The sequence below is a fragment of the Chryseobacterium sp. 22532 genome (genome assembly GCF_052044665.1).
Classification (GTDB): domain Bacteria; phylum Bacteroidota; class Bacteroidia; order Flavobacteriales; family Weeksellaceae; genus Chryseobacterium; species Chryseobacterium lathyri.
The window spans coordinates 73,595-97,527 of record NZ_JBQENJ010000006.1; the positions used below are offsets into that span (position 1 = coordinate 73,595).

General features: G+C 37.1%; 26 protein-coding genes and 1 other RNA gene. 12 read left to right on the forward strand and 15 right to left on the reverse strand.

From position 1 onward, the window contains the following. Window positions 1-63: 63 nt before the first annotated feature. Window positions 64-717 (reverse strand): NAD(P)H-dependent oxidoreductase, encoded by a 654-nt coding sequence (locus ACTJIV_RS16485; protein ID WP_440628743.1) that lies wholly within the window; start codon window positions 715-717, stop codon window positions 64-66. Window positions 718-817: 100 nt separating this feature from the next. Here ACTJIV_RS16485 and ACTJIV_RS16490 point away from each other — a divergent pair, with 100 nt between their 5' ends. Beyond that, on the forward strand, window positions 818-1,207 hold the full coding sequence (locus ACTJIV_RS16490; protein ID WP_440628745.1) for a winged helix-turn-helix transcriptional regulator: 390 nt from the start codon (window positions 818-820) through the stop codon (window positions 1,205-1,207). Window positions 1,208-1,260: 53 nt separating this feature from the next. On the opposite strand, the gene ACTJIV_RS16495 is transcribed toward ACTJIV_RS16490, so the two are convergent. Beyond that, entirely contained in the window at window positions 1,261-2,085 is an 825-nt protein-coding gene (locus ACTJIV_RS16495; protein WP_440628747.1) for an alpha/beta hydrolase, read from the reverse strand. An 85-nt stretch (window positions 2,086-2,170) separates the two neighbouring features. Here ACTJIV_RS16495 and ACTJIV_RS16500 point away from each other — a divergent pair, with 85 nt between their 5' ends. Further along, complete coding sequence (locus tag ACTJIV_RS16500) at window positions 2,171-2,548, forward strand: winged helix-turn-helix transcriptional regulator (RefSeq protein ID WP_111956436.1); 378 nt, start codon at window positions 2,171-2,173, stop codon at window positions 2,546-2,548. 14 nt (window positions 2,549-2,562) lie between these two features. Here the strand turns inward: ACTJIV_RS16500 and ACTJIV_RS16505 are convergent, their stop codons facing one another. From ACTJIV_RS16505 to ACTJIV_RS16515, 3 genes are all read right to left on the reverse strand, one after another. Next, window positions 2,563-2,985, reverse strand: coding sequence for a DUF1801 domain-containing protein (locus ACTJIV_RS16505; RefSeq protein ID WP_440628749.1), 423 nt, complete (start codon window positions 2,983-2,985; stop codon window positions 2,563-2,565). A gap of 9 nt (window positions 2,986-2,994) precedes the next feature. Then, window positions 2,995-3,297 (reverse strand): YciI family protein, encoded by a 303-nt coding sequence (locus ACTJIV_RS16510; RefSeq protein ID WP_223560064.1) that lies wholly within the window; start codon window positions 3,295-3,297, stop codon window positions 2,995-2,997. A 204-nt stretch (window positions 3,298-3,501) separates the two neighbouring features. Next, on the reverse strand, window positions 3,502-5,559 hold the full coding sequence (locus tag ACTJIV_RS16515; RefSeq protein WP_440628751.1) for a M3 family metallopeptidase: 2,058 nt from the start codon (window positions 5,557-5,559) through the stop codon (window positions 3,502-3,504). Between the two features lie 246 nt (window positions 5,560-5,805). Here ACTJIV_RS16515 and ACTJIV_RS16520 point away from each other — a divergent pair, with 246 nt between their 5' ends. From ACTJIV_RS16520 to ACTJIV_RS16530, 3 genes are all read left to right on the forward strand, one after another. Beyond that, window positions 5,806-6,336, forward strand: coding sequence for an SRPBCC family protein (locus ACTJIV_RS16520; RefSeq protein WP_111956444.1), 531 nt, complete (start codon window positions 5,806-5,808; stop codon window positions 6,334-6,336). Window positions 6,337-6,442: 106 nt separating this feature from the next. After that, window positions 6,443-6,892 (forward strand): hypothetical protein, encoded by a 450-nt coding sequence (locus tag ACTJIV_RS16525; protein WP_223560062.1) that lies wholly within the window; start codon window positions 6,443-6,445, stop codon window positions 6,890-6,892. 182 nt (window positions 6,893-7,074) lie between these two features. Further along, entirely contained in the window at window positions 7,075-7,587 is a 513-nt protein-coding gene (locus ACTJIV_RS16530) for a nitroreductase family protein (RefSeq protein ID WP_440628754.1), read from the forward strand. Window positions 7,588-7,677: 90 nt separating this feature from the next. Here the strand turns inward: ACTJIV_RS16530 and ACTJIV_RS16535 are convergent, their stop codons facing one another. After that, a complete protein-coding gene (locus ACTJIV_RS16535) occupies window positions 7,678-9,294 on the reverse strand; it encodes a serine hydrolase (RefSeq protein WP_440628756.1) in 1,617 nt (538 codons plus the stop codon). A gap of 175 nt (window positions 9,295-9,469) precedes the next feature. On the opposite strand from ACTJIV_RS16535, the gene ACTJIV_RS16540 reads away from it, so the two are divergent. Continuing rightward, the gene (locus tag ACTJIV_RS16540; protein WP_111956448.1) at window positions 9,470-10,033 is read left to right on the forward strand and encodes a 30S ribosomal protein S16; all 564 of its coding nucleotides are present in this window, start codon (window positions 9,470-9,472) and stop codon (window positions 10,031-10,033) included. Window positions 10,034-10,045: 12 nt separating this feature from the next. Continuing rightward, window positions 10,046-10,588, forward strand: a complete 543-nt coding sequence (gene rimM, locus ACTJIV_RS16545; RefSeq protein WP_111956450.1) for a ribosome maturation factor RimM — start codon at window positions 10,046-10,048, stop codon at window positions 10,586-10,588. Between the two features lie 175 nt (window positions 10,589-10,763). Here rimM and ACTJIV_RS16550 read toward each other — a convergent pair whose 3' ends face one another. The 3 genes from ACTJIV_RS16550 to ACTJIV_RS16560 form a co-directional block, all read right to left on the reverse strand. Then, complete coding sequence (locus ACTJIV_RS16550) at window positions 10,764-12,413, reverse strand: serine hydrolase domain-containing protein (RefSeq protein ID WP_440628759.1); 1,650 nt, start codon at window positions 12,411-12,413, stop codon at window positions 10,764-10,766. A 66-nt stretch (window positions 12,414-12,479) separates the two neighbouring features. Beyond that, complete coding sequence (locus ACTJIV_RS16555; RefSeq protein WP_440628761.1) at window positions 12,480-13,283, reverse strand: helix-turn-helix domain-containing protein; 804 nt, start codon at window positions 13,281-13,283, stop codon at window positions 12,480-12,482. Between the two features lies 1 nt (window position 13,284). Further along, complete coding sequence (locus ACTJIV_RS16560) at window positions 13,285-14,211, reverse strand: XRE family transcriptional regulator (RefSeq protein WP_111956456.1); 927 nt, start codon at window positions 14,209-14,211, stop codon at window positions 13,285-13,287. Window positions 14,212-14,317: 106 nt separating this feature from the next. Here ACTJIV_RS16560 and ACTJIV_RS16565 point away from each other — a divergent pair, with 106 nt between their 5' ends. The 4 genes from ACTJIV_RS16565 to rpoN all read left to right on the forward strand — a co-directional run bounded on the left by ACTJIV_RS16565 (window position 14,318) and on the right by rpoN (window position 18,951). Continuing rightward, window positions 14,318-14,959, forward strand: a complete 642-nt coding sequence (locus ACTJIV_RS16565; RefSeq protein WP_440628763.1) for a hypothetical protein — start codon at window positions 14,318-14,320, stop codon at window positions 14,957-14,959. Then, window positions 14,956-15,555 (forward strand): CDP-alcohol phosphatidyltransferase family protein, encoded by a 600-nt coding sequence (locus ACTJIV_RS16570; protein ID WP_440628766.1) that lies wholly within the window; start codon window positions 14,956-14,958, stop codon window positions 15,553-15,555. The genes ACTJIV_RS16565 and ACTJIV_RS16570 overlap by 4 nt, the downstream gene beginning before the upstream one ends. A 326-nt stretch (window positions 15,556-15,881) precedes the next feature. Beyond that, window positions 15,882-17,330, forward strand: coding sequence for an asparagine--tRNA ligase (gene asnS / locus ACTJIV_RS16575; RefSeq protein WP_111956462.1), 1,449 nt, complete (start codon window positions 15,882-15,884; stop codon window positions 17,328-17,330). A gap of 157 nt (window positions 17,331-17,487) precedes the next feature. Continuing rightward, a complete protein-coding gene (gene rpoN, locus ACTJIV_RS16580; protein WP_111956464.1) occupies window positions 17,488-18,951 on the forward strand; it encodes an RNA polymerase factor sigma-54 in 1,464 nt (487 codons plus the stop codon). A gap of 115 nt (window positions 18,952-19,066) precedes the next feature. Here the strand turns inward: rpoN and ACTJIV_RS16585 are convergent, their stop codons facing one another. Genes ACTJIV_RS16585 through ACTJIV_RS16595 form a run of 3 tightly spaced genes read right to left on the reverse strand, consistent with a single transcriptional unit; the run spans window position 19,067 to window position 21,911 of the window. Continuing rightward, the gene (locus ACTJIV_RS16585) at window positions 19,067-20,695 is read right to left on the reverse strand and encodes an AMP-binding protein (protein WP_440628769.1); all 1,629 of its coding nucleotides are present in this window, start codon (window positions 20,693-20,695) and stop codon (window positions 19,067-19,069) included. A 57-nt stretch (window positions 20,696-20,752) separates the two neighbouring features. Continuing rightward, the gene (locus ACTJIV_RS16590; protein WP_223560054.1) at window positions 20,753-21,427 is read right to left on the reverse strand and encodes a beta-carotene 15,15'-monooxygenase; all 675 of its coding nucleotides are present in this window, start codon (window positions 21,425-21,427) and stop codon (window positions 20,753-20,755) included. Then, window positions 21,420-21,911, reverse strand: a complete 492-nt coding sequence (locus tag ACTJIV_RS16595) for an RNA polymerase sigma factor (protein ID WP_440628771.1) — start codon at window positions 21,909-21,911, stop codon at window positions 21,420-21,422. Before ACTJIV_RS16595 ends, ACTJIV_RS16590 begins: the two co-directional genes overlap by 8 nt. 155 nt (window positions 21,912-22,066) lie before the next feature. On the opposite strand from ACTJIV_RS16595, the gene rnpB reads away from it, so the two are divergent. Continuing rightward, window positions 22,067-22,390, forward strand: an RNA gene (gene rnpB, locus ACTJIV_RS16600) — RNase P RNA component class A. 57 nt (window positions 22,391-22,447) lie between these two features. Here rnpB and ACTJIV_RS16605 read toward each other — a convergent pair. From ACTJIV_RS16605 to ACTJIV_RS16615, 3 genes are read right to left on the reverse strand one after another with little or no spacing between them, the layout of a single operon-like run. Continuing rightward, window positions 22,448-23,005, reverse strand: a complete 558-nt coding sequence (locus ACTJIV_RS16605; protein WP_440628772.1) for a hypothetical protein — start codon at window positions 23,003-23,005, stop codon at window positions 22,448-22,450. Then, window positions 23,002-23,556, reverse strand: a complete 555-nt coding sequence (locus ACTJIV_RS16610; RefSeq protein ID WP_111956474.1) for a hypothetical protein — start codon at window positions 23,554-23,556, stop codon at window positions 23,002-23,004. The genes ACTJIV_RS16605 and ACTJIV_RS16610 overlap by 4 nt, the downstream gene beginning before the upstream one ends. Next, a complete protein-coding gene (locus tag ACTJIV_RS16615; RefSeq protein WP_440628773.1) occupies window positions 23,556-23,933 on the reverse strand; it encodes a hypothetical protein in 378 nt (125 codons plus the stop codon). Before ACTJIV_RS16615 ends, ACTJIV_RS16610 begins: the two co-directional genes overlap by 1 nt.

Here is a 23,933-nt window from a genome sequence, read left to right on the forward strand (position 1 = left end):
GATGTATTATGGTGGTGGGCTTTATGGCCAATACAAATGTACTATTTCAATCCGGTTGTTTTTTTAATCCTTTATGATTTCCTCCTCAATATTGATTAATCTTTTTGACCAGGTATCTAATACACTTTCCCTCTCCTTTTCAGTAAGCCGCTCTACGGAATAAACTACTTCCGGCTGTACCACTGAAAAGCCAAGAAACTCGAGAATTCCGCGATGTATTGGAAACAAGATTGAATTTATATGTCCATATCTGTCATCTACATAATTTTTTTCAGGACCGCCGGTCGTCACAGAGAGCATTGCTTTTTTCCCTGCCGAAAATCCATTGTCAAAAATTTTTCCGTTATCATAGAATTTCCCCATTGTAAAAACCTTGTCGATCCAGCCTTTTAAGATGGCAGGGACCGAAAACCAATACAAAGGAAACTGCCAGATCATCATTTCACACCATTCGATTTTTTCCTGTTCAGATATAATATCCGGCATGAATGTAGACTGCTGTAAGGCAAATACCTCTTCGTCCTGCTGTTTGAAATAATCTGTATTTTTTAACCGGGTGAAATTTCCTTTTCCGCTTACAGGCTGGTAGTTATCTTGATATAAGTTAGTTGTTTTGACTTCGTGGCCTTCATTTTCTAAAGTGCTGATCGCAGTGTTGAACATAGCTGCATTGAAACTTTTTTCTTCAGGATGAGCAAGAATAATTAGTATTTTCATTTTTTCTAAATTTGTACTATAATTAATTGAGTTACAAAATTATTTTTAGTACACTGAATATGCAATAACTATCTAAACAGATAGGCTAAATAACATTAAAATGAAAACAGAATGCATTGGGGATCACGTGAAATTGAAAGGGAAAATATATCCTTGTACAGTAAGCCTTACCATGGATTTGGTAGGTGGAAAGTGGAAAGCAGTTATACTTTACCATTTGAAGGACGAATCTAAAAGATATAGCGAACTTCGTAAAGAGCTGGCAACAGTTACCGAAATGACGTTGAGCTTACAGTTAAAGCAATTAGAAAAAGACGGTTTAATATCAAGAAAAGTTTTTGGTAAAAAACCGCCTATTAAAGTAATGTACAGTTTAACAGATCTTGGAAAAACTTTTATCCCTGTTTTAGAGGCAATTACAGAATGGGGCAACCAGGTTGTTGTGAAAAATGGTGAATTTATAAATGTCCAGGAGAAAGAACCTGATTAACTTTTACTTTTAATCTATTGATTTTAAGTCATTTTTCACCCGCTTTTGGTTCACTATCTTATCAAATGCTGCTGGAAATATACGAAATGATGCTCAATAGATCTGCTCCAGTACTCCGTATTATGGTCACCCGGCTGGCTGATAAAAGTTACCGGGATTTTCAGACTTTCGGTTTGTTGTTTCAAACTGATGGAATTTGAATATAAAATGTCTTCTGTTCCGCAGTCAAAAATAAAGGCTCTTTTAAAATCCGGATGCTGTTTCAAAAGAGTAGATATACTGAATTGATTCCAATTTGTGGTTTTCGGATTACCCAACTTTTTTGTCAGGTCCTCTGGCATTCTGTTGTTCTGCCAGAATTGCTGGCTTACCTTCTGAAAATTCAGATAATCAATTTCCAGGGCTCCGCTTGTGGAACCTGCTGTATTAAAGTAATCAGGATGTAAAATAAAATACCGCAAGGCACCGTAACCACCCATGCTTAAACCGCTGATGAAAATATTCTTGTCATCAATATTAAATGAATGATGCACTTTCGGGACTAATTCTTTGAAGAAAAAATCTTCATACTGTGAGCCTTTATTGATCGGGCTATTGATATAATAAGAGGTAAAACCGTCGGGAGTAACAATAATAAAACCGTATTGATCGGCCATTTTTTGTAAATCTGTAGTTTGCGACCATTGTTTGTAATTTTCGCTGTAACCGTGTAAAAGATACACCAAAGGAAATTTTTCTGTTTTATTATATGCCTTTGGCTTAAAAACCAGAATGGTGTCTGGTTGTGCTAAATATTCAGATTTTATAATCCATTTTTCCTGTGCTTTTAATGAAATTGCAGCCAATAATCCAATGATCGTAAAAATTACTTTGCTCATATTTTGTATTTTTATTGCAAAATTCGGCAAGCAATTTGTCGTATACAATAACGAACAAAATTGTGAGCTGTTAAAATGATGAGTTATGCGTAAAGAAAATTCCACCAATGCGATAAATGAGCAGTTCTTATTTCAAGTCTGTGAATTAAATTCAGCAATAGCAATGATTGGCGGCCGTTGGAAGTCACAAATTGTTTATTCCATTTCACAGGGAAACAACCGCTTTCATTTGCTGAAAAAGGAGCTGCCGAATATTTCTGAGCAGGTTTTGAGCAGGCAACTCAAAGAATTGGAAACACACGCAGTAATTGTCAAGAAAGAAATTCCCGAAACTGTTCCTATTGGGGTTAAGTATGTTTTGACCAATAAAGGTCAGGACTTAGTTCCTATTCTGGAAAGCCTTTGCGATTGGGGAAAAACGTATGCTGAGGGTAAAGAAATTTCAGTTTGTTCTTTGTTGTAGTTTTTGTGATGGTGTTACTTTGCCTCAAATCCATCCCGTATGGCTGCTTCAAGCACGTTAATGTTGATATCTTTTAAAGCCTTGAACTTAATGCAATACCCGGTCACGCTCGCCTTGCCGATTGTTTTTCCATATGTTTCAGCTAAGTAAGCCTTATCCTTGATGCTAAGGATATAAACGGAAATTCCGGTTGTGTTTGCACTGAGCCCGATTTGATAAAACTCTTTGATTTTTCCATCAGCATAGTGTATGGTGTGAAGTCCATAGCCAATGTTAGGATTGGCAACAGTTTTACCTTCATCGTTTTTACCATCCAAGAACCATAGTTTACATCCTGGTATGATTTCCTGAATGATGCGGTGCAGTTCTTGCATGTCACTTCGTTTTGGCTCAGGCTGACTGGTGATATATTCTTTGATGTATTCCTGTATGTTCATATAAAATCACTATGTAAAATGCTTCGGCACTACAGCCTTCATTGGGAAATATTCATATGTATTTATTTCTCCTGCCGGGTCATTGACAATGAAGTCTTTTAACTCTTGTTCATTTTCTACCGCTATAACTCCCAATCCGTAAATTTCTTTTGGATCCATAACAGGTCCGAAAGCATATACTTTTCCTTGCTGCATTTTTTCTGTCCAGTAAGCAACATGTTCCATCATAATTGCCCTTTCATGGTCTGTCATGGTCGTAGCAAAGTCAGGTCTTGAGGGGTTTAAATAAACTGCATAAAATTGTTTTTCCATATTGTTTTTTTATTATCATCCATTATATTCTAACGGGCCCTATTTTTTTATTTTTAAGGCTATATATTCAGGCTAATTTATACATTTTTATAGAGATGCAAATTAAAATTCAGATTGAAACACTTGTTTTTACTCTATGGTTCAGCTTTAAACAAAAAAGAACAGCTATTCACTGTTCTTTTTATAAATTAATTAATATATTGATTATCCAAACGCCCTTTTCAACAAACTCTCCACTTTTGGCTCACTTCCTCTGAAACTCTTATACAACTCCATCGGATCCTTTGTTCCGCCGGAAGAAAGAAGAACTTTATATTTTGCAGCAGTTTCAGGATTGAAAATTCCGGTCTCTTTAAAATATTGGAATGCATCTGCATCCAGAACTTCTGCCCATTTGTAAGAATAATAGCCGGCAGAATATCCACCCTGGAAAATATGAGAGAAACTTGGACTCATAGCGGTTTCAGGATTAACAGGATAAAGTGTTGTTGCCTTTGTATATTTATCCTCAAAAGCCTTCACGCTTTCACCTTCTAATTCTTCAACTTTTGTATGATAGTTCATATCCAGAAGTCCAAAACCAAGCTGCCTCATGGTTTGGTAACCTTCCATGAAATTTTTAGACTGTTCAATCTTTTCGATCTTTTCATCCGGAAGAACTTCGCCTGTTTTATAATGTTTGGCAAATGTTTTTAAAAACTCAGGCTCGTAGCAGAAATTTTCCAGAAACTGAGATGGAAGTTCTACAAAATCCCATTTCACAGAAGTTCCGGAGAGACCTGGATATTGTGTATCTGCCATCATCCCATGAAGCGCATGCCCGAATTCGTGAAATAAGGTTGTCACTTCCTGGAATGTCAGTAGACTTGGGGTATCTTTTGTTGGCTTGCTGAAATTGCAGACAATAGAAATATGCGGCCGGGAGTTTTCGCCGTCTTTTTTATACTGATTTTTATAGCTGGTCATCCATGCTCCGGCTCTTTTGCCTTTTCTTGGAAAATAGTCTACATAAAGCAATGCTTTGAACTTCTTTTCAGGCTGCTCTTTTCCATCTTCCACCTTCACACTTCCAGCCTCAAAAACCTCATATACTTTCACATCCTCATGGTATTTCGGAATATCATTTCTTTCCTCAAAACTAAGTCCGAAAAGTTTTCCTGCCAGGCCGAAAACAGCTTCCTGTACCTGGTTCAAAGGGAAATACGGCTTCAGTTCTTCATCATTAAAATCATATTTCTGTTTTCTCAGCTTTTCTGCGTAGAAAGTATGATCATATCCCTGCAATTCATCTATTCCGTCTGCTTTGGCAAGGGATTTCAGCTCTTCAATCTCTTTATCTGCATAAGGCTTTGCTTTCGTTAAAAGTTCATTTAAAAAATCAAAAACTTTTGCCGGAGATTTTGCCATTCTTTCTTCGAGAACATAATCTGCATAATTCTGATAGCCTAATAATTCAGCTTTCTGCTGCTTTAACTGCAGAAGCTCCTTGATGAGCTCCTGATTGTCAAATTCTCCACCGTCAAAAGATTTTTTACCATTGGCCAGAGCAATTTCCCTTCTCAGCTCACGGTTTTCAGCATAGGTCATGAATGGAATATAGCTTGGATACTGTAATGTAACCACCCAGCCTTCCAGTTCCCTTTCTTTTGCTTCATCAGCATATTGCTCAAGGATGGCTTCCGGAATTCCTGCGAGCTCTTCTTTATTGGTAATATGTTTAAAATAAGAATTGGTAGATGCTAAAACATTCTGCCCGAACTGAAGTGACTTCAAAGACAGATCCATATTGATCTTCTGCAGCTTTTCTTTATCCTCCTCATTCAGCAGAGCGCCACTTCTTACAAAACCTTTATAAGTTTCGTTCAACAGCATTTTTTGTTCTTCATTCAGATGGTATTTTTCTTTTTCGTCGTATACTTTTTTAATCTTACTGAAAAGAGCTTCATTTTGAGAGATCTTTGAAGAATATTCGGTTAAAAGCGGAGAAACTTCCTGGGCGATCTTTTGAATTTCGTCACTTGTTTCTGCAGAATTTAAATTGAAAAAAATATTTGAGACCACATCCAGCTGCTCACCTGAATAAGCCAATGCTTCAATGACATTCTCAAAAGTAGGTGCCTCGGGATTGCTGACAATAGCATTGATTTCGTCTTCAGATTTTTTGATCAGTTCCGTAAAAGCAGGAAGAAAATCTTCATTTTTAATGCCGTTAAAAGGCGCTGCATGATATGGTGTATTGAATTTCTCTGTTAAAATATTCATTTTTCGATTTTTATATAAAAGGTAAATTTAATGATTCATTGGGAATCAGAGCTGAAATCCACAAAAATAATGCCCGGATATCGAGATGTGACAAAAAAACTTTATCTTTAATAATCTTGTCATATGAAAAGAGCCGGCGAGGGTGGAATGACTAATTTTGAAAACAGGGAATTATAAACTTTGGACAGCTATTAAACTGCTAGAGTTAAAAAATTAAGACAAAATAACTCAAAATAATCAAAAACTATGAAAACACTCTTAAAAATCCTTGGCGTAATCATCCTTTTAGCCGTAGTATATGCAATTATTGCACTGCTGGTTTTCGATAAAAATTATCACTTTGAGAAATCAGTCGTGATCAATGCACCGAAAGAAAAAGTGTGGCAGCATGTTGGCTCATTAAAAGAATACAATGTCTGGGATCCTTTTTCCAAAGCGGACAAGGATATCGTAATTACCTATTCCGGAGCCGGCGACAAAGTGGGAGATTCCTACCACTGGAAAGGGAATGATCAGGTAGGAGAGGGCGAGCAGTCCATCACTGAAATTGTACCCAATGAAAAATTAATTACAAAACTTCATTTTATCAAACCTTTTGAAAGCGATGCTAAAACTGCTTTTGTGTTAACTCCTGACGGAAACGGAACCAAAGTAACCTGGGCAATTGATTATGAACTGACTACCATGATGAAGATCATGAAACCTATGATGGATATGAATATGAAAAAGATGTTTGACCAGGGGTTGGGAAATCTTAAAAAGATTGCTGAAAAATAAAGATATAAGCCTTGTAGAAATGCAAGGCTTTTTTTGGACCACACATTTTATTATCCGGGCTCAGGTTATTTTAAAAAATTATTATCTTTATGTAAAGATTAGATTCATGGAGAAGATCGTATTTGAAAAAAGTGATATAAGAAATTATGTGAAAACAGTTATTTCTGAAAAAATAGAAAAACTTAAAAATTTTATCGAGTTTACCCTGGAAGCAAGCCGTGATATTAAAAAGACTCCAAAATATGACAGTATGAGGGAGGAAATGCAGGAAGAAATTTATCAGATGCAACGTCAGCTGGGTGCTTTGAATGATCTTAAAAGAAATATGTCAAAAGTTCTGAACACTTCTACAGAAAAGATACAGCTGGGTTCCCTGGTAATTACTAACAAAGCCCGTTTCTATATTTCGGTTTCATTGGGAGAATTCTTTTATGAAGGCGACCGTTTTTACGCTATTTCCCCGGAAAGCCCTATGGCTAAAAAAATGATGGGAATGAAATCCGGTGATGCTTTTACATTGAATAATATCCACCAGAAGATTGTAGAGGTGATTTGATAGGGAATAGAAGAGCCAAGAATCAAAATGCCAGATAATTTGTAAACTCAGATACCCTCAAACTCTCAAATCCTTTCATTTCTATTCACGAATTATAAAATGAACAGAAAACAAAATTTACTGTTGAAAAATCAGGCATAAATCAATAGAATGCATTCAATTACATATTGTAAATTTGCAGTATGAATCATGCAGAAATTTTAAAACAAATCATAGAGCAGAGGAGAAGCATCTTTCCAAAAGATTATTCTGAAACGGAAATATCCCAGGAAATCCTGGATGAAATTCTACACTCCGCAACCTTAGCCCCAAATCATAAGCGTACAAAGCCCTGGCGTTTTAAGATTTTTAAAGGAGAGGAAAAAGCAAAATTGGCTTCAGAAATGCAGGCTATTTACAAAGCAACACAACCCGAACAGACTTTTTTGGAGAAGAAATATCAGGACATTGGCTTTAAAATCAATAAAGCAGATGCTGTTGTTTCCATTGTGGTCAATTTCAGTGGTATGGTTCCGGAATGGGAAGAGATTGCTGCTGTTTCCATGGCCGTTCAGAATATGTACCTTACCTGTACAGCCAATAATATAGGCTGTTACTGGAGTTCTCCCGCTATTGTAAACCACCTTAAAGAATCTTTAACCATTGAGGAAAACCAGAAATGTCTGGGACTTTTTTATATGGGAAATATAAATTGATTTATTAGTCCGTTGTACATTTTAAATCTTCATATTCAGAAATAATTGAACCATAAGATTTAAAATGTACAACGGGTTTTAACTGCTAATCTATTTCTTTTTGATCAATTGATAGGTCGGGCGAACCGGATTGGTAGTATTAAAAATGATGTCGTAAGTTCCGGGTTCCACATCGATATTTCTGCCGTATTGAACGAGTTGGTTATTGTCATTAATACCAAGATCTAAAGTCCATTCGTTGTTGCCTCTGAATTTGATCTGACCCGATTTCAACGGAATATTTTTAGCTTCTAAAATATTCTCATTCTTTTCGGTCGGAGTAAGTTTGGTATCAGGGCCGTTCCAGCCGTTTGCCGTTGCACTTCCGGTTACACCCCAAAGAAAATGATCATCGATCTTTTTCGCTTCTTTTACGATTTTATCCTTAATGACAATGTTTAATACTGTATTTTTACCCTTACTGTCAGGTTTGAATTCAAAATAGATTCTATCTCCAATCTGGTTGTTGATATAAAATTTTGCAGGGCTTTCTGTAAAAAGGATACCTTCTCCTTCATTGGTTTCTTTAAAGCTCAGCATGTTGTCATTGGCTAAAATATAGAAAAAGGAATTTTTTGATTGGTATAGACCTGTCAGCTCTTTTTCATATTTTGCTCCAATATTGACTTTTTTCGGAAGATCATACGTCTTGCCGGAAAGAATTGCAATGATTTTGTCGGTCATTTCAAAAACACTGTTGTCCTTTAAATTACTTAAAACAATAATAGAAATATCCTCATCAGGGATTGTTATAAAACGGCTTATAAAACCAGGTCCGGCCCCATCATGACCAATGGTTGTTCTTCCTTTGATGATTTGGCGGTGCCAGCCGTACCCGAAATCGTAAGTTTTGAAAGGAGTCTGGGCTTTTTTCAGAGTCTCTTTTTTCAGAATCTTATACGCTTTAATCCCTTCTTCAAACTTGTATAAATCTTCAACGGTAGAATACATGGCACCTGCCGCATGAGGATGATCATAATCGTAAACAACTGCTTCACGGTAGTTGTTGGGAGACAGGTATTCGTAGCCTGTTGTTTTGTTTTTATCCTTTAAATCTTTAAAACCAAAACCTGTATCTTTCATTCCCAGCGGATCGAGAATATAATGTTGAATAGCTTTCGGATACGGCATCCCGCTTGCCTTTGTAATGATGTATCCTAAAATATAATAATTGGAATTGCTATAGCCCCAGCCTTTTCCCGGAGAAAAAACAAAAGGCTGCTGGGAAATGGATTTTATAAAAACATCTTCATTCTTGGTGTTCTCAGGTCCGCTATCACTAGGAATTCCCGAAGTATGGGTAATTAAATTCTCTATGGTAATGCTGTCTCCTTTAGGAAAATCCGGATAATATTTAGAGAGCTTATCATTCAGTGATAGTTTTCCTTCTTCATTTAACAGGAGAGCTACCGTAGCCGTAAATGTTTTTGTGGTAGAATAGATCCGGTATTTACTTTGGTTGGTATTTTTTATTTTGGTTTGGAAATCCTGGATTCCAAAGCTTTTTTCGAAGATTATTTTTCCTTTTTCTGCAACCAGAACACTTCCGTTGAAGCGATCCAGGCTATTATAAGTACTTACCAAGGTATTGATTTTTTCTTCTTTAGTCTGGCCCTGAACTTTTACAACAGATAAAACAACAAGGACGAAAAATAAGTATTTAAGCATTCGTTTTTTTAGGCCAAATATCCTGATTTTTTCTAGTATTTTTATCCAATTGCAATAATAATATTAAGTTAAATGTTGGGGAAAATAATTTATTATGTGTAGGATTAGTTTTTTTTATTATCTTTGCACTCTTAAATATTTAACTGGGACGAGTTCCCATAAAATTCACAACATTATGTCAGTAAAAATCAGATTACAAAGACACGGTAAAAAAGGTAAGCCTTTCTTCCACATCGTGGTTGCAGATTCTAGAGCTAGAAGAGATGGTAGATTCATCGAGAAGCTAGGAACTTACAACCCAATTACTAACCCTGCAACTATCGATTTGAACGTTGATTCTGCTGTAAAGTGGTTAAACAACGGTGCTCAGCCAACTGATACTGCAAGAGCGATCCTTTCTTATAAAGGTGCCCTTTACAAAAAACACTTACAAGGTGGTGTTGCTAAAGGAGCTTTTGACGAAGCTGAAGCTGAAAAAAGATTCAATGCTTGGGTAGAATCTAAAGAACAAAAAGTACAAGGTAAAGTAGAAGGTTTATCTAAAGCTCAGGCTGACGCTAAGAAAGCTGCTTTAGAAGCTGAAGCTAAAGTAAACGAAGCCAGAGTTGCTGCTGCTGCACAAGCTGAGGCTGATGCTAAAGCTGCTGAAGAAGCTGCTAACGCACCTGCTGAAGAAGTTGCTGAAGCTACAGAAGGAGAAGCTCCTGCTGCTGAAACTGAAGAAAACACTGAAGCTTAAGAATAACCCTGTATGCGTAAAGAAGATTGCTATTTATTAGGAAAAATCACACGCAGACATGGCCTTGCGGGAAATGTTATCCTTAAACTGGATACCGACCAGCCCGAGCTTTACAATAAATTGGAATCAATATTCGTTGAAATCAACGGATTATTGGTTCCATTTTTTATTGCCAAATCGGCATGGAGTAAAAATGATGCTCTGAATCTTGCCTTTAAAAACTCTTCCGAAGCATTAGTAGACCAATCTTTAGGGAAAAACGTTTACTTACCGCTTGCTACCCTGCCAAAACTTTCAGGAAAGCAGTTTTATTATCATGAGATCATCGGATTCGATATCCTTGATGAAAACGATAAAGAATGCGGTGTGATAAGGTCTGTAAATGACCAGACTGCCCAAAACTATTTCGTGACCAATCTGGACGGAAAAGAAGTGGTAATTCCGATCATCAAAGACTGGATCCTTGAGGTGAACCGGGAAGAAAGATTCATCAAAATGCAGCTTCCGGAAGGACTTATCGATGTCTTTTTAGTTTCTTCTAAAAAAGACGAATAATCAGCTTCTCAGATAATAGATCTGAAACTTACCCTCTTTCAATTTACTTCCTGAAAAATATTTCTCCGCTTTGATTTGTATAGGATCAGACGCGAATCTTTCTCCAATTTCATACATCCATAAATACTATAATTAATCAGGTCATACTTCCGGGAAAACTATGGGAGACTATTACTCATTGTTTATTATTAATGGCCGGAAGCAAATACTCCTGAACAATTTTTTCTACCTGTATATGGGCATAAGGTCTGTTGTAAGCTTTTGCTGTAACTACGATCACAACAGGAATTTCTGTGAATATGATAATCTTGTTACCACCGTTTCCACTGGATTGGTAGGCCTCAAAATTCTGGTTTCCCACTTTATAAATTTTCCTCCAGAATAAATAGCCATACCCTTCAAAATCATGATCATTCGGAAAATAATTAGTGAAAGATTTCTTGATCCAGTTTTTGTCAATGATATTTTTGCCGTTCCATATTCCGTTATTTTTATAAAGCTGCCCGAATTTTGCAAAATCCAATGCTCTCATACGAAGTCCACCAGCCAGAGAAGGTTTCTGCTGTGGGGTAAACTGCCATTTGTAATTCGTGATTCCAAGAGGTTGAAATAACTTTTTCTCAGCATAATTTTCAAGGCCTTTAGGAACTTTTTTATCTAAAATATCTCCGGTCAGTACCACACCTGAAGTGAAATAATTCCAGGTTTTTCCGGGCCTGTTTTGTGTTGTAGGCAGATCCAGCGCAAACTTCACCCAATTCTCTGTAGGATACATATTTTCCTCATTGCCGGGAGAGCTTTCGTCTGCATCATTTCCGTCAAATCCGGAACTCATCGTCAGCAGGCTTTTGATAGTAATGCTATCTTTTCGAGGCGAATAATTTTTGAATTGCTTCAGATCATAAAATTCTTTCAGCATTTGATTTTCACTTTTAAAATATCCGTCATTAATGGCAATTCCCATCAGAGCCGAGGCAAAAGACTTTCCTACAGAACGCGTGTCCTGCAAAGAATCTCTTCCGGACTGGCTGAAATATTCTTCCAAAAGAAGCTTATCATTTTTGATGACCACAATACTGGTGATATCTCTGAACCTGTTTTCTGCAATTTTTGTATTTAAAAGCCTGATTTTTTCCTGATCCAATTTTTCATCAGACACTTTCCAGCCGCTGTTAGGTTGTACCTTTTGAATGGCAATTTGCTGCTCCGAGCTATTTTTGTGAGGAACTGTTACGTGAATTTCACCTGCAGCAATAGTATTTCCAACTTTTAGAGATGAAGTTTTTAAATAAGGTTTGACTTCAATTTTCAAAACATGATTTCCTTCCTCCAGTGCATCAATTCCGCCATTACCCAGATAAAATCTCATCCACATATATTTTCCCCACGAATCTTCATTTTTTGAACTTAATAGAGGAATTCTAAAGGTAGTTTTCTTCTTTTTATCTTCTGAAATTCCTGCTCCGGTATTCAGATTTTCAGTGTAGATCAGCTTTTCGTCAACATAGAAACTGAATTGATAATTCCCTTTTTTCAGTAATTCATCTGGTGATAAAGAGGAATCGAGCTGATGTAAATAATTAACCAAAGAATTGTCCATAAAAATACGGATGTCAAGGTCTTTATCTTCCTGAAATACTATTGTTTTGAGAAAATCAGTTTCTTTTATCTGGTCTGGAGAGACTGTCTTATCCAGGAAAACAATTTTGTTGATGTATTTTTTATGCAGAGGATGTATGATGGTGTCGGGGGCTATACTATTTTTGGACTGCCCTGAAGAGAGTCCGAAACTAAGAAGCAAAACAAACAGTAGAATAGATTTCATTTTGATATTTTATCTAAGCAAAAATATAAAGTCGTCCTTAGAAAAAATAGAACGAAATTAACATTGTTATTTCTTGAGAAGGTTTTTATACTGTAACGGGGTAATTCCTGTATTTTCTTTGAATGATCTGATGAAATGACTTTGATCTGCAAAACCGCATTCCAGAGCTACTTCAGCTAAAGACGGATAGGTGTTGAGAAGTGTTATGGATTTATTGATCTTCAGTTTTCTTATATATTCTCCTAAATTGCAATGAAAATGTTTCTGGAAATCCCGGCTCAAATGAACCGGATGAATATCTATAGTTTTAGAAAGATCTGTCAGGTTCAGTTTTTCCGTAAAGCTTTCATGAAGTATTTCATCAATTTTGTTTACCCAGCTTGGTTTTTTATCAGAGTTCTGAGCCCTATCGGATAGTTCGCTGAAAATGTTGAATAAAAGCTCATGAACAGAAAGTTCAAAAGACGGATCATTCAATTTCGTTTCTCTGAAAATCCTGTACATTAACAGTTTTAAAGCCGGATTTTTCAAATTAAAGCTTCCTTCAATAGAATTTTTTGAAATCTGAAATTGTTCAAACCAGTTTTCAGTAATTTCAAGATGAAATCCTCTTGTAAAGATATTTGGTTTGATGTTGTAATGGGCATCTTCCCAATGATGATAAAGCAGCGTTCCGGCGGGACAGTCATAAGTTTCTTTTTTGTTTCCTTCTGTCATATTTCCCTGCAGCATAAAAGTGAAATAAGCATTTTCATGATAGTGCCAGTCGACGTAAGGATGTGTGTATTCCGTATCCGTAATAGTCAGTCCATCGAAACGCAGGGTTTCATTGGTCTTTCCGAAAAATTCACCATTATGGAGGCTTTTCATATTATAGTTTTTGTTTTAAATTTTCAACCTGCTCATACATTTTATTGAAAAATATTTTTCTGTCGCGGTTTCCGGAAGTGTTCAGAGACTTTGAATTTTTAATCTGATGCTCAAAATAATTTATCGCTTCACCACAGGTTTTCTCATCATTTATCAAAATATACCCAAACATATTCACAGGTATAGCAAAAAGGGATTGGTGCGGATGGTGAAAAAAAATGTCATTGGAAAGATGCATCAGCTCGTTTTCATACAGGTGAAACTTTGGATTGTTTTCGGTCTTCTGTTCAATGTACTCTATAAGTTCTTTGAGCTCTTGCAGAATAATTTCACCTTCATTTTTTCGTAAAAGTCCGGTTTCGTAATAAAATAAAATCTGTTGCAAAATACTGGATATGGTCCTGTCATTCCACAGTTCCACTATGTTTTGTGCTTCGTATTTTTTCTTGAGCTCCTGTGTGTTGGATTCAAAATAAGGAGGCGAGAACTGCAAAAAGGGAACGAAAACCTGTTTCGCGTTAAGCAGATTCATCCAGACATAAATTTTAAAACGGGAGAGTAAAGTATCTGAAAGCGTATAGAAAAAAGGAATATCTTTCGCAGAATAATAGATGGTCATTTCATCAGAAAGCGGCAGATTTTCAAAGATGCTGAGATTATTCTGGAAGAATGACTGCAAGTCTTCTGTTTCGTTCACTACTGAGGTTTTCTGAACCACAATCTGTTGATCCGAGGTGATAAATTGATTGAGGGAAATCTGATAAAACCTGGCCAGTTCCAAAGCTTCTTCAAAACTGAATTTAGCCTTCATAGATGTCCTTCTGTGTGCCGCATCATAACTTATATTGAGGATATTGGCAATCTCATCATTTAAAGATTTGTTACCAATTTTTCTGCGAATTTCCTTAAGTAAAAGTTCCTGATACATGTTTTTGTGATTTTCACAAATGTACTTCTTTATTTTAATTTTTTTTCGCATTCGGATTTGTGTTTTCCACAGATACTTTTGAAGTGTAATTTTAAAACAATAAGTTATGAAAATAAAACTTTTGATAATGATCGGCCTTTTTACAGGAAGTGTTATCAGTGCTCAGGATAGCTTGATTACTACATCGGATAAAACTAAGTTTATCGCTTTTTCCCCTTCGAAAGAAACTAAAAAGGTTAATGGAATGCTGATTAAATATTATGATGAAATTGATAATGAACTACAGCCTAAGAAAGTAAATGGTGTTGGGTTGGGGTTTAATGGCTTAGGAATTTTTTTTCCTGTATTGTTTCTTGTCAATATTGCATCCATTGATAATTGGGCAATTAATGATGTCGATTTTGAACCCTTACCTGCTAAAATGAATACAATTAACGGAATGCAACTCTCTATCATCAATATGGAGCCTACCGTCACTAACGGTCTGGAATTAAGTTTATCCAGTAATATAAGTGCACCATCGGTAACTAACGGGGCTGCCGTTTCGCCGCTGTACAACTTTCACCATACCACAAAAGGTGTTGCCATTTCTACTTTTGCGAATGTGAGTCAAAAATGCAGAGGCGTCCAGATAGCCTTGATTAATGTATGTAAAGACTCAAGGGGGATACAGATCGGTTTTTGGAACGAGAATGAAAAAAGAAAACTTCCCCTGATTAATTGGAATTTTAAAAATAAAAAGTCATGAAAAAGCTACCGTATCTGCTTATCGCAACCCGATTTATCCTTGCTCCGGTTATTCTGTTATTAGCCTATTATAAAGGCACAGAATCAAAGTTCTTGATTGTAGCTTTAATGTATTTCGGGTTATTAACGGATATCTTCGATGGAATTATTGCCCGAAAGGTCGGTATTTCCTCAGAAAAGTTAAGAAGACTAGACAGCCAGACCGATCTGATTTTCTGGCTTTCATTGGGATTTGCGTCCTATTTTCTCAATCCTGGATTGATTAAAAATGAATGGCAGGGAATTCTTTTAATCTTCATCATGGAAGCGCTTTGCTATGTTGTCAGTATCTGGAAATTTGGAAAAGAAACCTGTACCCATGCTTTTTTGTCAAAAATGTGGGGTTTGAGTCTGCTGATTGCTTTTACCTATTTAATAGGATTTCAACAAACAAACTGGGTATTTTATCTTACGATTGTATTAGGGTTTGTGTCTCATATTGACGTGATTTTAATCATCTTACTGCTTCCGAAATGGCAGTACGACGTACCAAGTTCCTATCATGCGTGGAAAATTAGAAACGGAAAAGAACGGAAGAAAACCGTATTCTTTAATTAGAGATTGTATCTAAGGAAACGGGAAGTTTAAAAGCACTACTGTCACTCGTTTTCATTGACTTTTTTCAGCTTGGTGAACTGTCTAGGTCTTATCCTTGTCAAGGTTCAAAACCTTGACAAGGATGCCAATCACGAACATACAGTCACTTCCAGCTTCCTTCTTCCAGCTTCCAAGCTCCCAATTTACTTTAAATAATATCCATAGCATAGTTTTAGATTCAATATTTTGATAAATGATTTTTTAAAGGACAGCGTAATCACCAAGTTGCGCTGTTTTTTTGTAACTTTGCAGACGTTAATTTTTATAAGAAAATTTATAATCAACAAATGAAAAAGCAGACGATTAAAGAAATCCTACAGGATTACAAGAAAGTATTACATCATGACATTACGGTTTACGGTTGGGTAAGAACATTCCGCGCCAATCGCTTTATAGCGCTAAATGATGGTTCTACAATTAATAATTTGCAAATTGTTGTTGATTTTGAAAATTTCGATGAAGAAATTATCAGTAAAATCAGTACAGCTGCCTCATTAAAGGTAGTAGGTGAAGTTGTAGAAAGTCAGGGAGCCGGACAGAATGTGGAGATTGTAGCTAAAAAAATTATTATTTTAGGAGATAACTTTACGGAAGACAGAGATAAAACGATTCTTCAGCCTAAAAAACACTCTCTGGAAGTTCTGAGAGATCAGGCCCATTTAAGATTCAGAACGAATTTATTCGGAGCTGTTTTCAGAGTGCGTCATGCGGTTAGCTTTGCGGTGCATTCATTCTTTAACAAAAACCAGTTCTTCTATATTAACACACCCGTGATTACAGGAGCCGATGCAGAAGGAGCAGGAGAAATGTTTGGAGTAACGAACTTTGACCTAAACAATATCCCAAGAACTGAAGACGGTGAAATTGATTTTGCACAGGATTTCTTCGGAAAAAAGACCAACCTGACGGTTTCCGGACAGCTTGAAGGAGAAACTGCAGCAATGGGGCTGGGCAGAATTTATACATTCGGACCTACTTTCCGTGCGGAAAACTCAAATACAACAAGACACCTTGCAGAATTCTGGATGATAGAGCCGGAAGTGGCATTTAACAACCTTGAAGACAATATCGACCTTGCAGAAGATTTCTTAAAATATGTGATCCAGTATGTTCTGGACAATTGTAAAGATGATCTTGAGTTTCTGGACAAACGTTTTGAGGAAGAGCAGAAAGGAAAACCAGAAAAAGACAGAGCAAAAGAAGGACTTATCGAAAAACTTCAGAATGTTATAGCTAAACGTTTCAAACGTGTAAGCTATACGGAAGCAATTGAGATCCTGATGAACTCAAAAGAAAATAAAAAAGGAAAATTCCAGTATCCGGTTGAAAACTGGGGAACGGACCTTCAGTCTGAACATGAAAGATACCTGGTGGAAAAACACTTTGAAAGCCCGGTAGTATTGTTTGACTATCCTAAAGAGATAAAAGCTTTCTATATGAAACTAAACGATGACAATAAGACCGTTGCAGCAATGGACGTTCTTTTCCCAGGTATCGGAGAGATCATCGGAGGATCAGAGAGAGAAGCAAGATTGGACGTACTTAAACAGAAAATGGCAGATATGCATGTAGACGAGCACGAGCTTTGGTGGTACCTAGATACCCGAAAATTCGGTTCTGTACCACATGCAGGCTTTGGTTTGGGGTTGGAAAGACTGGTTCTTTTCGTAACAGGAATGACCAATATCAGAGATGTAATTCCTTTCCCTAGAACGCCGAAAAGTGCTGAGTTCTAGATCAATAAAAAAGCCTTAATATAAAAATTAAGGCTTTTTTTATTTTCTAATAGTTTATTATGTTAATAAGTTAAAGCAAAAATCATGCTAAATGTGTTTTTTGTCGAATTAATTTATTAAATTCGTAGATATGTTATGTTAAAACACAACGACTAATATGCTTAAACAACACTTACAACTCAAATTAGGACAGAAGCTGGCACCTCAGCAGATTCAGTTGATGAAGCTTATTCAGCTTCATACACTGGAATTTGAAGAGGAGCTGGAAAGAGAGCTAGAGGAAAATCCTGCTTTGGAAATTGTAAAGGAAGATCCTAAAGAAGATGAATATTCTTCTCTTGAAGATGCTTATCAGGATGAAGGAACAGAAAGTATTCAAACGGATTTTGACGTCAACGAGTATATTTACGATGACGAACCTAGCTATAAAACTGCATCAAGCAACTATTCTCCTGACGATGAAGAATTCGACAACGAAAGTCTTCTTACCGAAGGGCAGTCCTTGTACGACTATCTACTGGAGCAGATCCATTTGGTCAATATCAATGAAGAAGACGAGAAGATTGCTGAATATGTGATTGGAAATTTAGACACCGATGGATATTTAAGAAGAGAGATCAAAGCGATTGTAGATGACCTTGCTTTTTCTCAGGGAATTTATACTACCAAAGAAAAAGTGGAAGATATTCTGGAAAATTATATTCAGAAGCTTGATCCGCCAGGAGTAGGAGCAAGAGGTCTTCAGGAATGTCTGCTGCTTCAGATCGAGAAAAAAGTAAGCTCTGATAAAGCGGTTTCTCTGGCTGCCAATATTTTAAGATATCAGTTCGATGCTCTTACCAATAAGCATTATAACAAGATTATTCAGAAATATGATATCGAAGAAGATGACCTTAAAGATGCTTTGGACGAGATTTCCAAACTTTCACCAAAAGTAGGAGGAAACTTTGATACACAGACGATCACCATTAATCAGGAAATTATTCCGGATTTTGTGATCCAGGTGAAAGATGGGATGGTAATTCCTATGCTTAACAGTAAAAATGCGCCAACTCTAAGAGTTTCTGAAGAATATAAAGATATTTTAACTACCTATTCGCACGATAAAAACTCTTCTGAACATAAACAGGCGGCGTTATTCATCAAACAGAAATTAGATGCGGCAAAATGGTATATAGATGCTATTAACCAGCGTCAGAACACCTTGTTGCAGACGATTACAGCTATCGTAAAATTTCAGAAGGATTATTTTATTACTGGTGACGAAAAATCACTGAGGCCAATGATCCTGAAAGACATTGCTGATATTACCGGATTTGATATTTCTACCATTTCAAGGGTAGTAAAAAGTAAATATGCAGATACCTCGAACGGAATTGTTTATCTGAAAGATCTTTTCTCTGACAGTCTGACCAATGATGATGGTGAAGAAGTTTCTACCAAAGAAATCAAGACTCATCTTCAGGAAGTAATCGGAAAGGAGAATAAAAGAAAACCCCTTACAGATGATGCACTGGTAGTGATGCTGAAAGAGCAGGGCTATAATATTGCCAGAAGAACGATCGCTAAATACCGCGAACAGCTCAATATTCCGGTAGCGAGATTAAGAAAAGAACTTTAATAAGTTTTCTATACATAAGTAAAGCCCAGTATTTCTGGGCTTTTTTGTTTTTAAAGTGAAAATATGTTCGATCTGCAAGATATTTTTAACGCAAAGTTCTATTATAATATTTTCCTTAAGAACGCTGTTTCAATTTATCCAGTTCCAGTTCTTTTATAGAAATCTCACGCATCTCTACTTTTCTTATTTTTCCGGATATCGTCATTGGAAATTCATCTACAAATTTCCAGTATTTCGGAACTTTATAATGAGCAATTCTTCCCTGGCAGTATTCTAAAAGTTCGGTTTCCGATACCTCAAATCCTTTTCTCACTTTTACCCAGGCCATGACTTCCTCTCCGAATTTCTCACTCGGAACCCCGATGATCTGTACATCCAGTATATTTGGATAAGTGTATAGGAAATCTTCAACTTCTTTAGGCGAAATGTTTTCACCGCCGCGAATGATGAGGTCCTTTATTCTTCCGGATATGGTAATATAGCCATCGTCATCCATTACGGCCATATCGCCGGTGTGCATCCATCGGGCGTCATCCAGTACTTTCTTTGTATTTTCCGGATCATTCCAGTATTTCAGCATTACGGAATAGCCTCTGGTGCATAATTCGCCGTGTTCACCACGTTGTACGGTTTTCCCGTTTTCATCAATAATCTTTATTTCAAGATAGTCCTGCACGGTTCCTACAGTACTGACCTGTTTTTCCAATGGCGTTCCTATCAGCGTCTGTGTAGAAACTGGAGACGTTTCCGTCATTCCGTAACAGATACTCATTTCTTTAATGTTCATCAGGCTTTCCACCTTTTTCATAATTTCGGGTGGGCATACAGACCCAGCCATAACGCCGGTTCTTAAGTTTGAAAAATCATAGGAGGCAAAATCTTTAACAGCCAGTTCAGCGATAAACATTGTTGGAACCCCGTATAAAGAGGTACATTTTTCTTCAGAAACTGTTTTTAAAGTAATTTCAGGATCAAAGCTGTCATTAGGGATCACCATGCATGCGCCATGAGTTGTACAGCATATATTTCCGATCACCATTCCAAAGCAATGATAGAATGGCACAGGAATGCAGACACGGTCTTTCTCCGAGTATTTTAAGCGAATGCCGATAAAATATCCGTTATTTAAAATATTGTGGTGGGAAAGAGTAACACCTTTTGGAAAGCCTGTTGTTCCGGATGTATACTGAATATTCACCGGATCATCAAATTGTACATGCTCTTCAAAGCTGTGAAGCGTATCATCCGAAATATCCTGCCCGTTGTTCAAGAAATCTTCCCAGTTGTCATCAAAGAAGATTTCATGCTCCAGGCTGGGGCATACTTCCTTGGCATATTCTACCATTTCCTTATAATTGCTCGTTTTAAAGCTTAAAGAAGAAAACATAAACCGAATTCCGGATTGATTGATCACATACGTAAGTTCGTGTGTTCTGTAAGCAGGATTGATATTGACCAGTATGGTACCTACCCGGGCTGTAGCATACTGAAGCAAAACCCATTCATAGCGGTTCGAAGCCCAGATTCCGATTCTGTCTCCTGCTTTGGCTCCTAAAAAGATTAAAGCTTTAGCAACAGCGGTGGTCTGATTATAAAATTCCTGATAGGTAGCTCTGTAATCCTGATGAACACAGACTAAGGCTTCATGGTTTGAGAATTTTTCAACAGTCTTTTTAAGATTCCCTCCAATGGTTTGTCCCAGTAATGGAATAGCAGAGGCTCCATAGACGTAAGATAATGGCATAGTTTAAGATTTGGTGGAATAAAATTAATGAAAAATCTTGAAATGATGCCTGTCTATCTAATTTTCCTGAGATTCTATGTCTTTAAGCTGTTTTAGATTTTTGTCCAGTTTTCTAATGATAATTCCATACACAAGCCTGTAGTAGAGCCAGATCAACAGGACACATAATACCGTACTTACAATGATTCCAATAATAACAATAATAAGGTTGGTATTATCCGGCCGTACGTTTTGGGAATTTAATACATAGAAAATAAAGGCTGTGAATACAAATGTAAAAGCTACCAGCAGCGCAATGCTGATAAGGATAAAAGCATTCACTGTTTTCTTAAACTTGATGATCCGTATAATAAGACCTTTTAGGTTTTCTTCGATCCTTATTTTGCGGTAATTCTGATAAAACTTTAGGACAAAATAAGCTGTAATTAAAAGACTTAAAATTTTTATGGCTAAATAAGCATGGTCAAAATTAGTTTCTATTTCAGGGGCTTTCTGAGCTCCCAGTTTTTCTAAGATCTTACGGAAGCTATCCGACTCCTCGTCCTGAAAGAAATAAAATAATCCCAGAACGGAAAAGAATAAAAATTCTGCCACGCTGATCCAAAAAATATACTTCACGTAATTGCGTGATTTTTTGTTCAGCATCTGAAGAATCTCATTGCTGTCGTATTTTGGCTGAACAGGCTGCTCTTGCCATGTTTTCTTAAAACTGTCTAAATCAAAATCAGGCATATTTTTGCATCTGTTCTTTAAGGGTTTTCTTTAATCTGTTCATTTTTACACGCGCATTAACTTCGGTAATCCCTAGGTTTTCTGCGATATCCTTATAAGGCAGGTCGTCAAGATACATCATTACAATTGCTCTTTCTACATGGGGAAGTGTTTTAATTACGGTATACAGAAGCGATATCTGCTGCTGCTTATCGTCGTCGTCCTCTACAAAATCCTTGTGATTGATATCCAGCTCGTTTGTAAGAAGGCTTTTGCTTTTTTTTCTGAAAAGTGTAATGGCTGTATTAAGCGCTACGCGGTACATCCACGTAGAAATTTTAGAATTTCCTTTAAAAGAATCGTAGCTTCTCCAAAGCTGGAGGACGATCTCCTGAAACAGATCTTCTTCGTCTTCAAGAGAATTGGTATACAAGCGCGAAACTTTAATAATCAGGCCCTGATTATCCTTAATAAGCTGCGCAAATTCTTTTTCCCTGGAAGTCATAGATATATAATGGCACGAAGATAATAATAATGTGGTAATTTGTTGATATATGATGGTATAATTTGTTCATTTGAAAAGGCCCTGCATTTTAAGATTTCAAATTGGCCTGTTTCCACATTCTCAATTGTCGAAATTATCGTGTATCTTTGCAACCGCGAGAAAATCGGCTTGTTGATTCCTGTTTCGGCAGGGGTAGGAAAGTCCGGACACCATAGAGCAGCAAAGCGGATAACATCCGTCACCCGTGAGGGTAGGACAAGTGCAACAGAAAGCAGGTACAGTTCGGCTGTAGTGAAACCAGGTAAACTCTTTGCGGTGCAATGATAAGTATATCGGTTCTTTTCAGTAATGGAAATAGGGGCGGCTCGTCCTGAAAGCCGAGGGGTAATCAGCTCAAGTTTTACAGCAATGTAAGACGTAGATAAATAACAGGCACTTCTTCGGAAGAACAAAATCCGGCTTACAGATTTTCTCGTGATTTTTATTCAATACAAACTGTTTAAAATAAAAAAAGCGGAGATCAGTCTCCGCTTTTTTTATGGGTAAATACTGAAATAGGTTACCTTTCCGGTAGATGTTGTAATGGTAAACCATTCTGCTTCTATCCCGCTGCTGGCACCTATCTGATATGCGTTTGCCGTTACACCTGCATTAATTGCAACAGCAGGATCTCCCACGAGATAGGAATCAATGGCGTTTCCGGAGCTGTCACGCAGCGTAAAATGAAATGAAGCCCATTCGTTAATAGCTGACATTGTAGATGTTATAAAGCTATGATTGTAAGGATAAGATGCGTTATTGGATGTGTTAGTAGGATCAGTCACATTCCACTGTATCATATTCATAGGGAAAGGCGCCAGTCCGGTGGTGCCGAAAGAGGCGTAAGATGAAGAAATTCCTGCCGGCATTGTATACGAACCAAAAATACCGTTTGGAGAGGCATACATATATTTAATCAGTCCGGGAGTCGGGCTGCAGGTCATTAGTCTTCCTACTGCATCATAGATATTATAGTTATTAAATACAAAAGAAGAAGTCTGGGCTGAGGAAAGTATTCCCGCTAAACCCAATAATAAAGCTGCTGTTTTTTTCATGGATATATTTGTAGATAAGTTGTTGTTTCAGTACCTGTTGTAATGGTAAACCATTCTGCGGAGCCATCAGGAGTAGAAAAATAATCAACACTGGTGACGCATGTATTCGGGGTTGCATCTCCCAGATTCGTATTGAACCCGAAAACCTTGTTGCCTGTTCCTGCATAATACATGGCAAACTTAGACGTCACCCACTTGGTATTGTTGGCGATTACACCGCCCGGCATAAGGCTGGGGTTATTCCATTGTCTTACGGTTGCTGGTGATGGCCCAAGTGTTACAAGCCAGCTGGTGATAGGATACAGGGAATTACTGAACTGGTCTCTGTAGTTATCTATCTTCCAGGCAAGGTTGTTGCCCATATGTGAATTGGCAGGAACAATAATTGTGGCAGGATCATTGTTTATGACAGCCGGAACACAGCCGCTAAGATTGATGGCCATAAGATTTCCGTGATAATCGTGAGGGGAATAATTGTTAAGTATGAACATCCCTTGGGAATAAGCGAACGAAGTTGCAGTGATTCCCAATATGGTTAATAGCTTTTTCATTATTTATCAGATTTAATATTTTTACGGATCTCGTCACTTTTCTGCATATAAATTTGTGTAGCCCATACAATAATCTGGCTCATGTCGCCACCGGTTTTTCTCATTAATTCGGTCTCGGTAACTCCTGTGGATAAAATTAATTCTTTGGAAGCCGGAACAAGAAGAGCCTTTCTTCTGTCGCTCAGTTCGGAAGTATTTCTTTTTCTTTCCTCTTCCGTAGGTCTGTTTTGTGGATCTCCCAGGCTTTTGAAAGCCTTGTCGAAGTTTTCCATCTGTGGAGTCTTCATGCTTTCCACCGTATTGACAGCACTTCCCTCATTGTTACATGAAACCAGAGCTAAAGCGGCAAAAGCTGCCGATAAAAAAAGTTTTTTCAT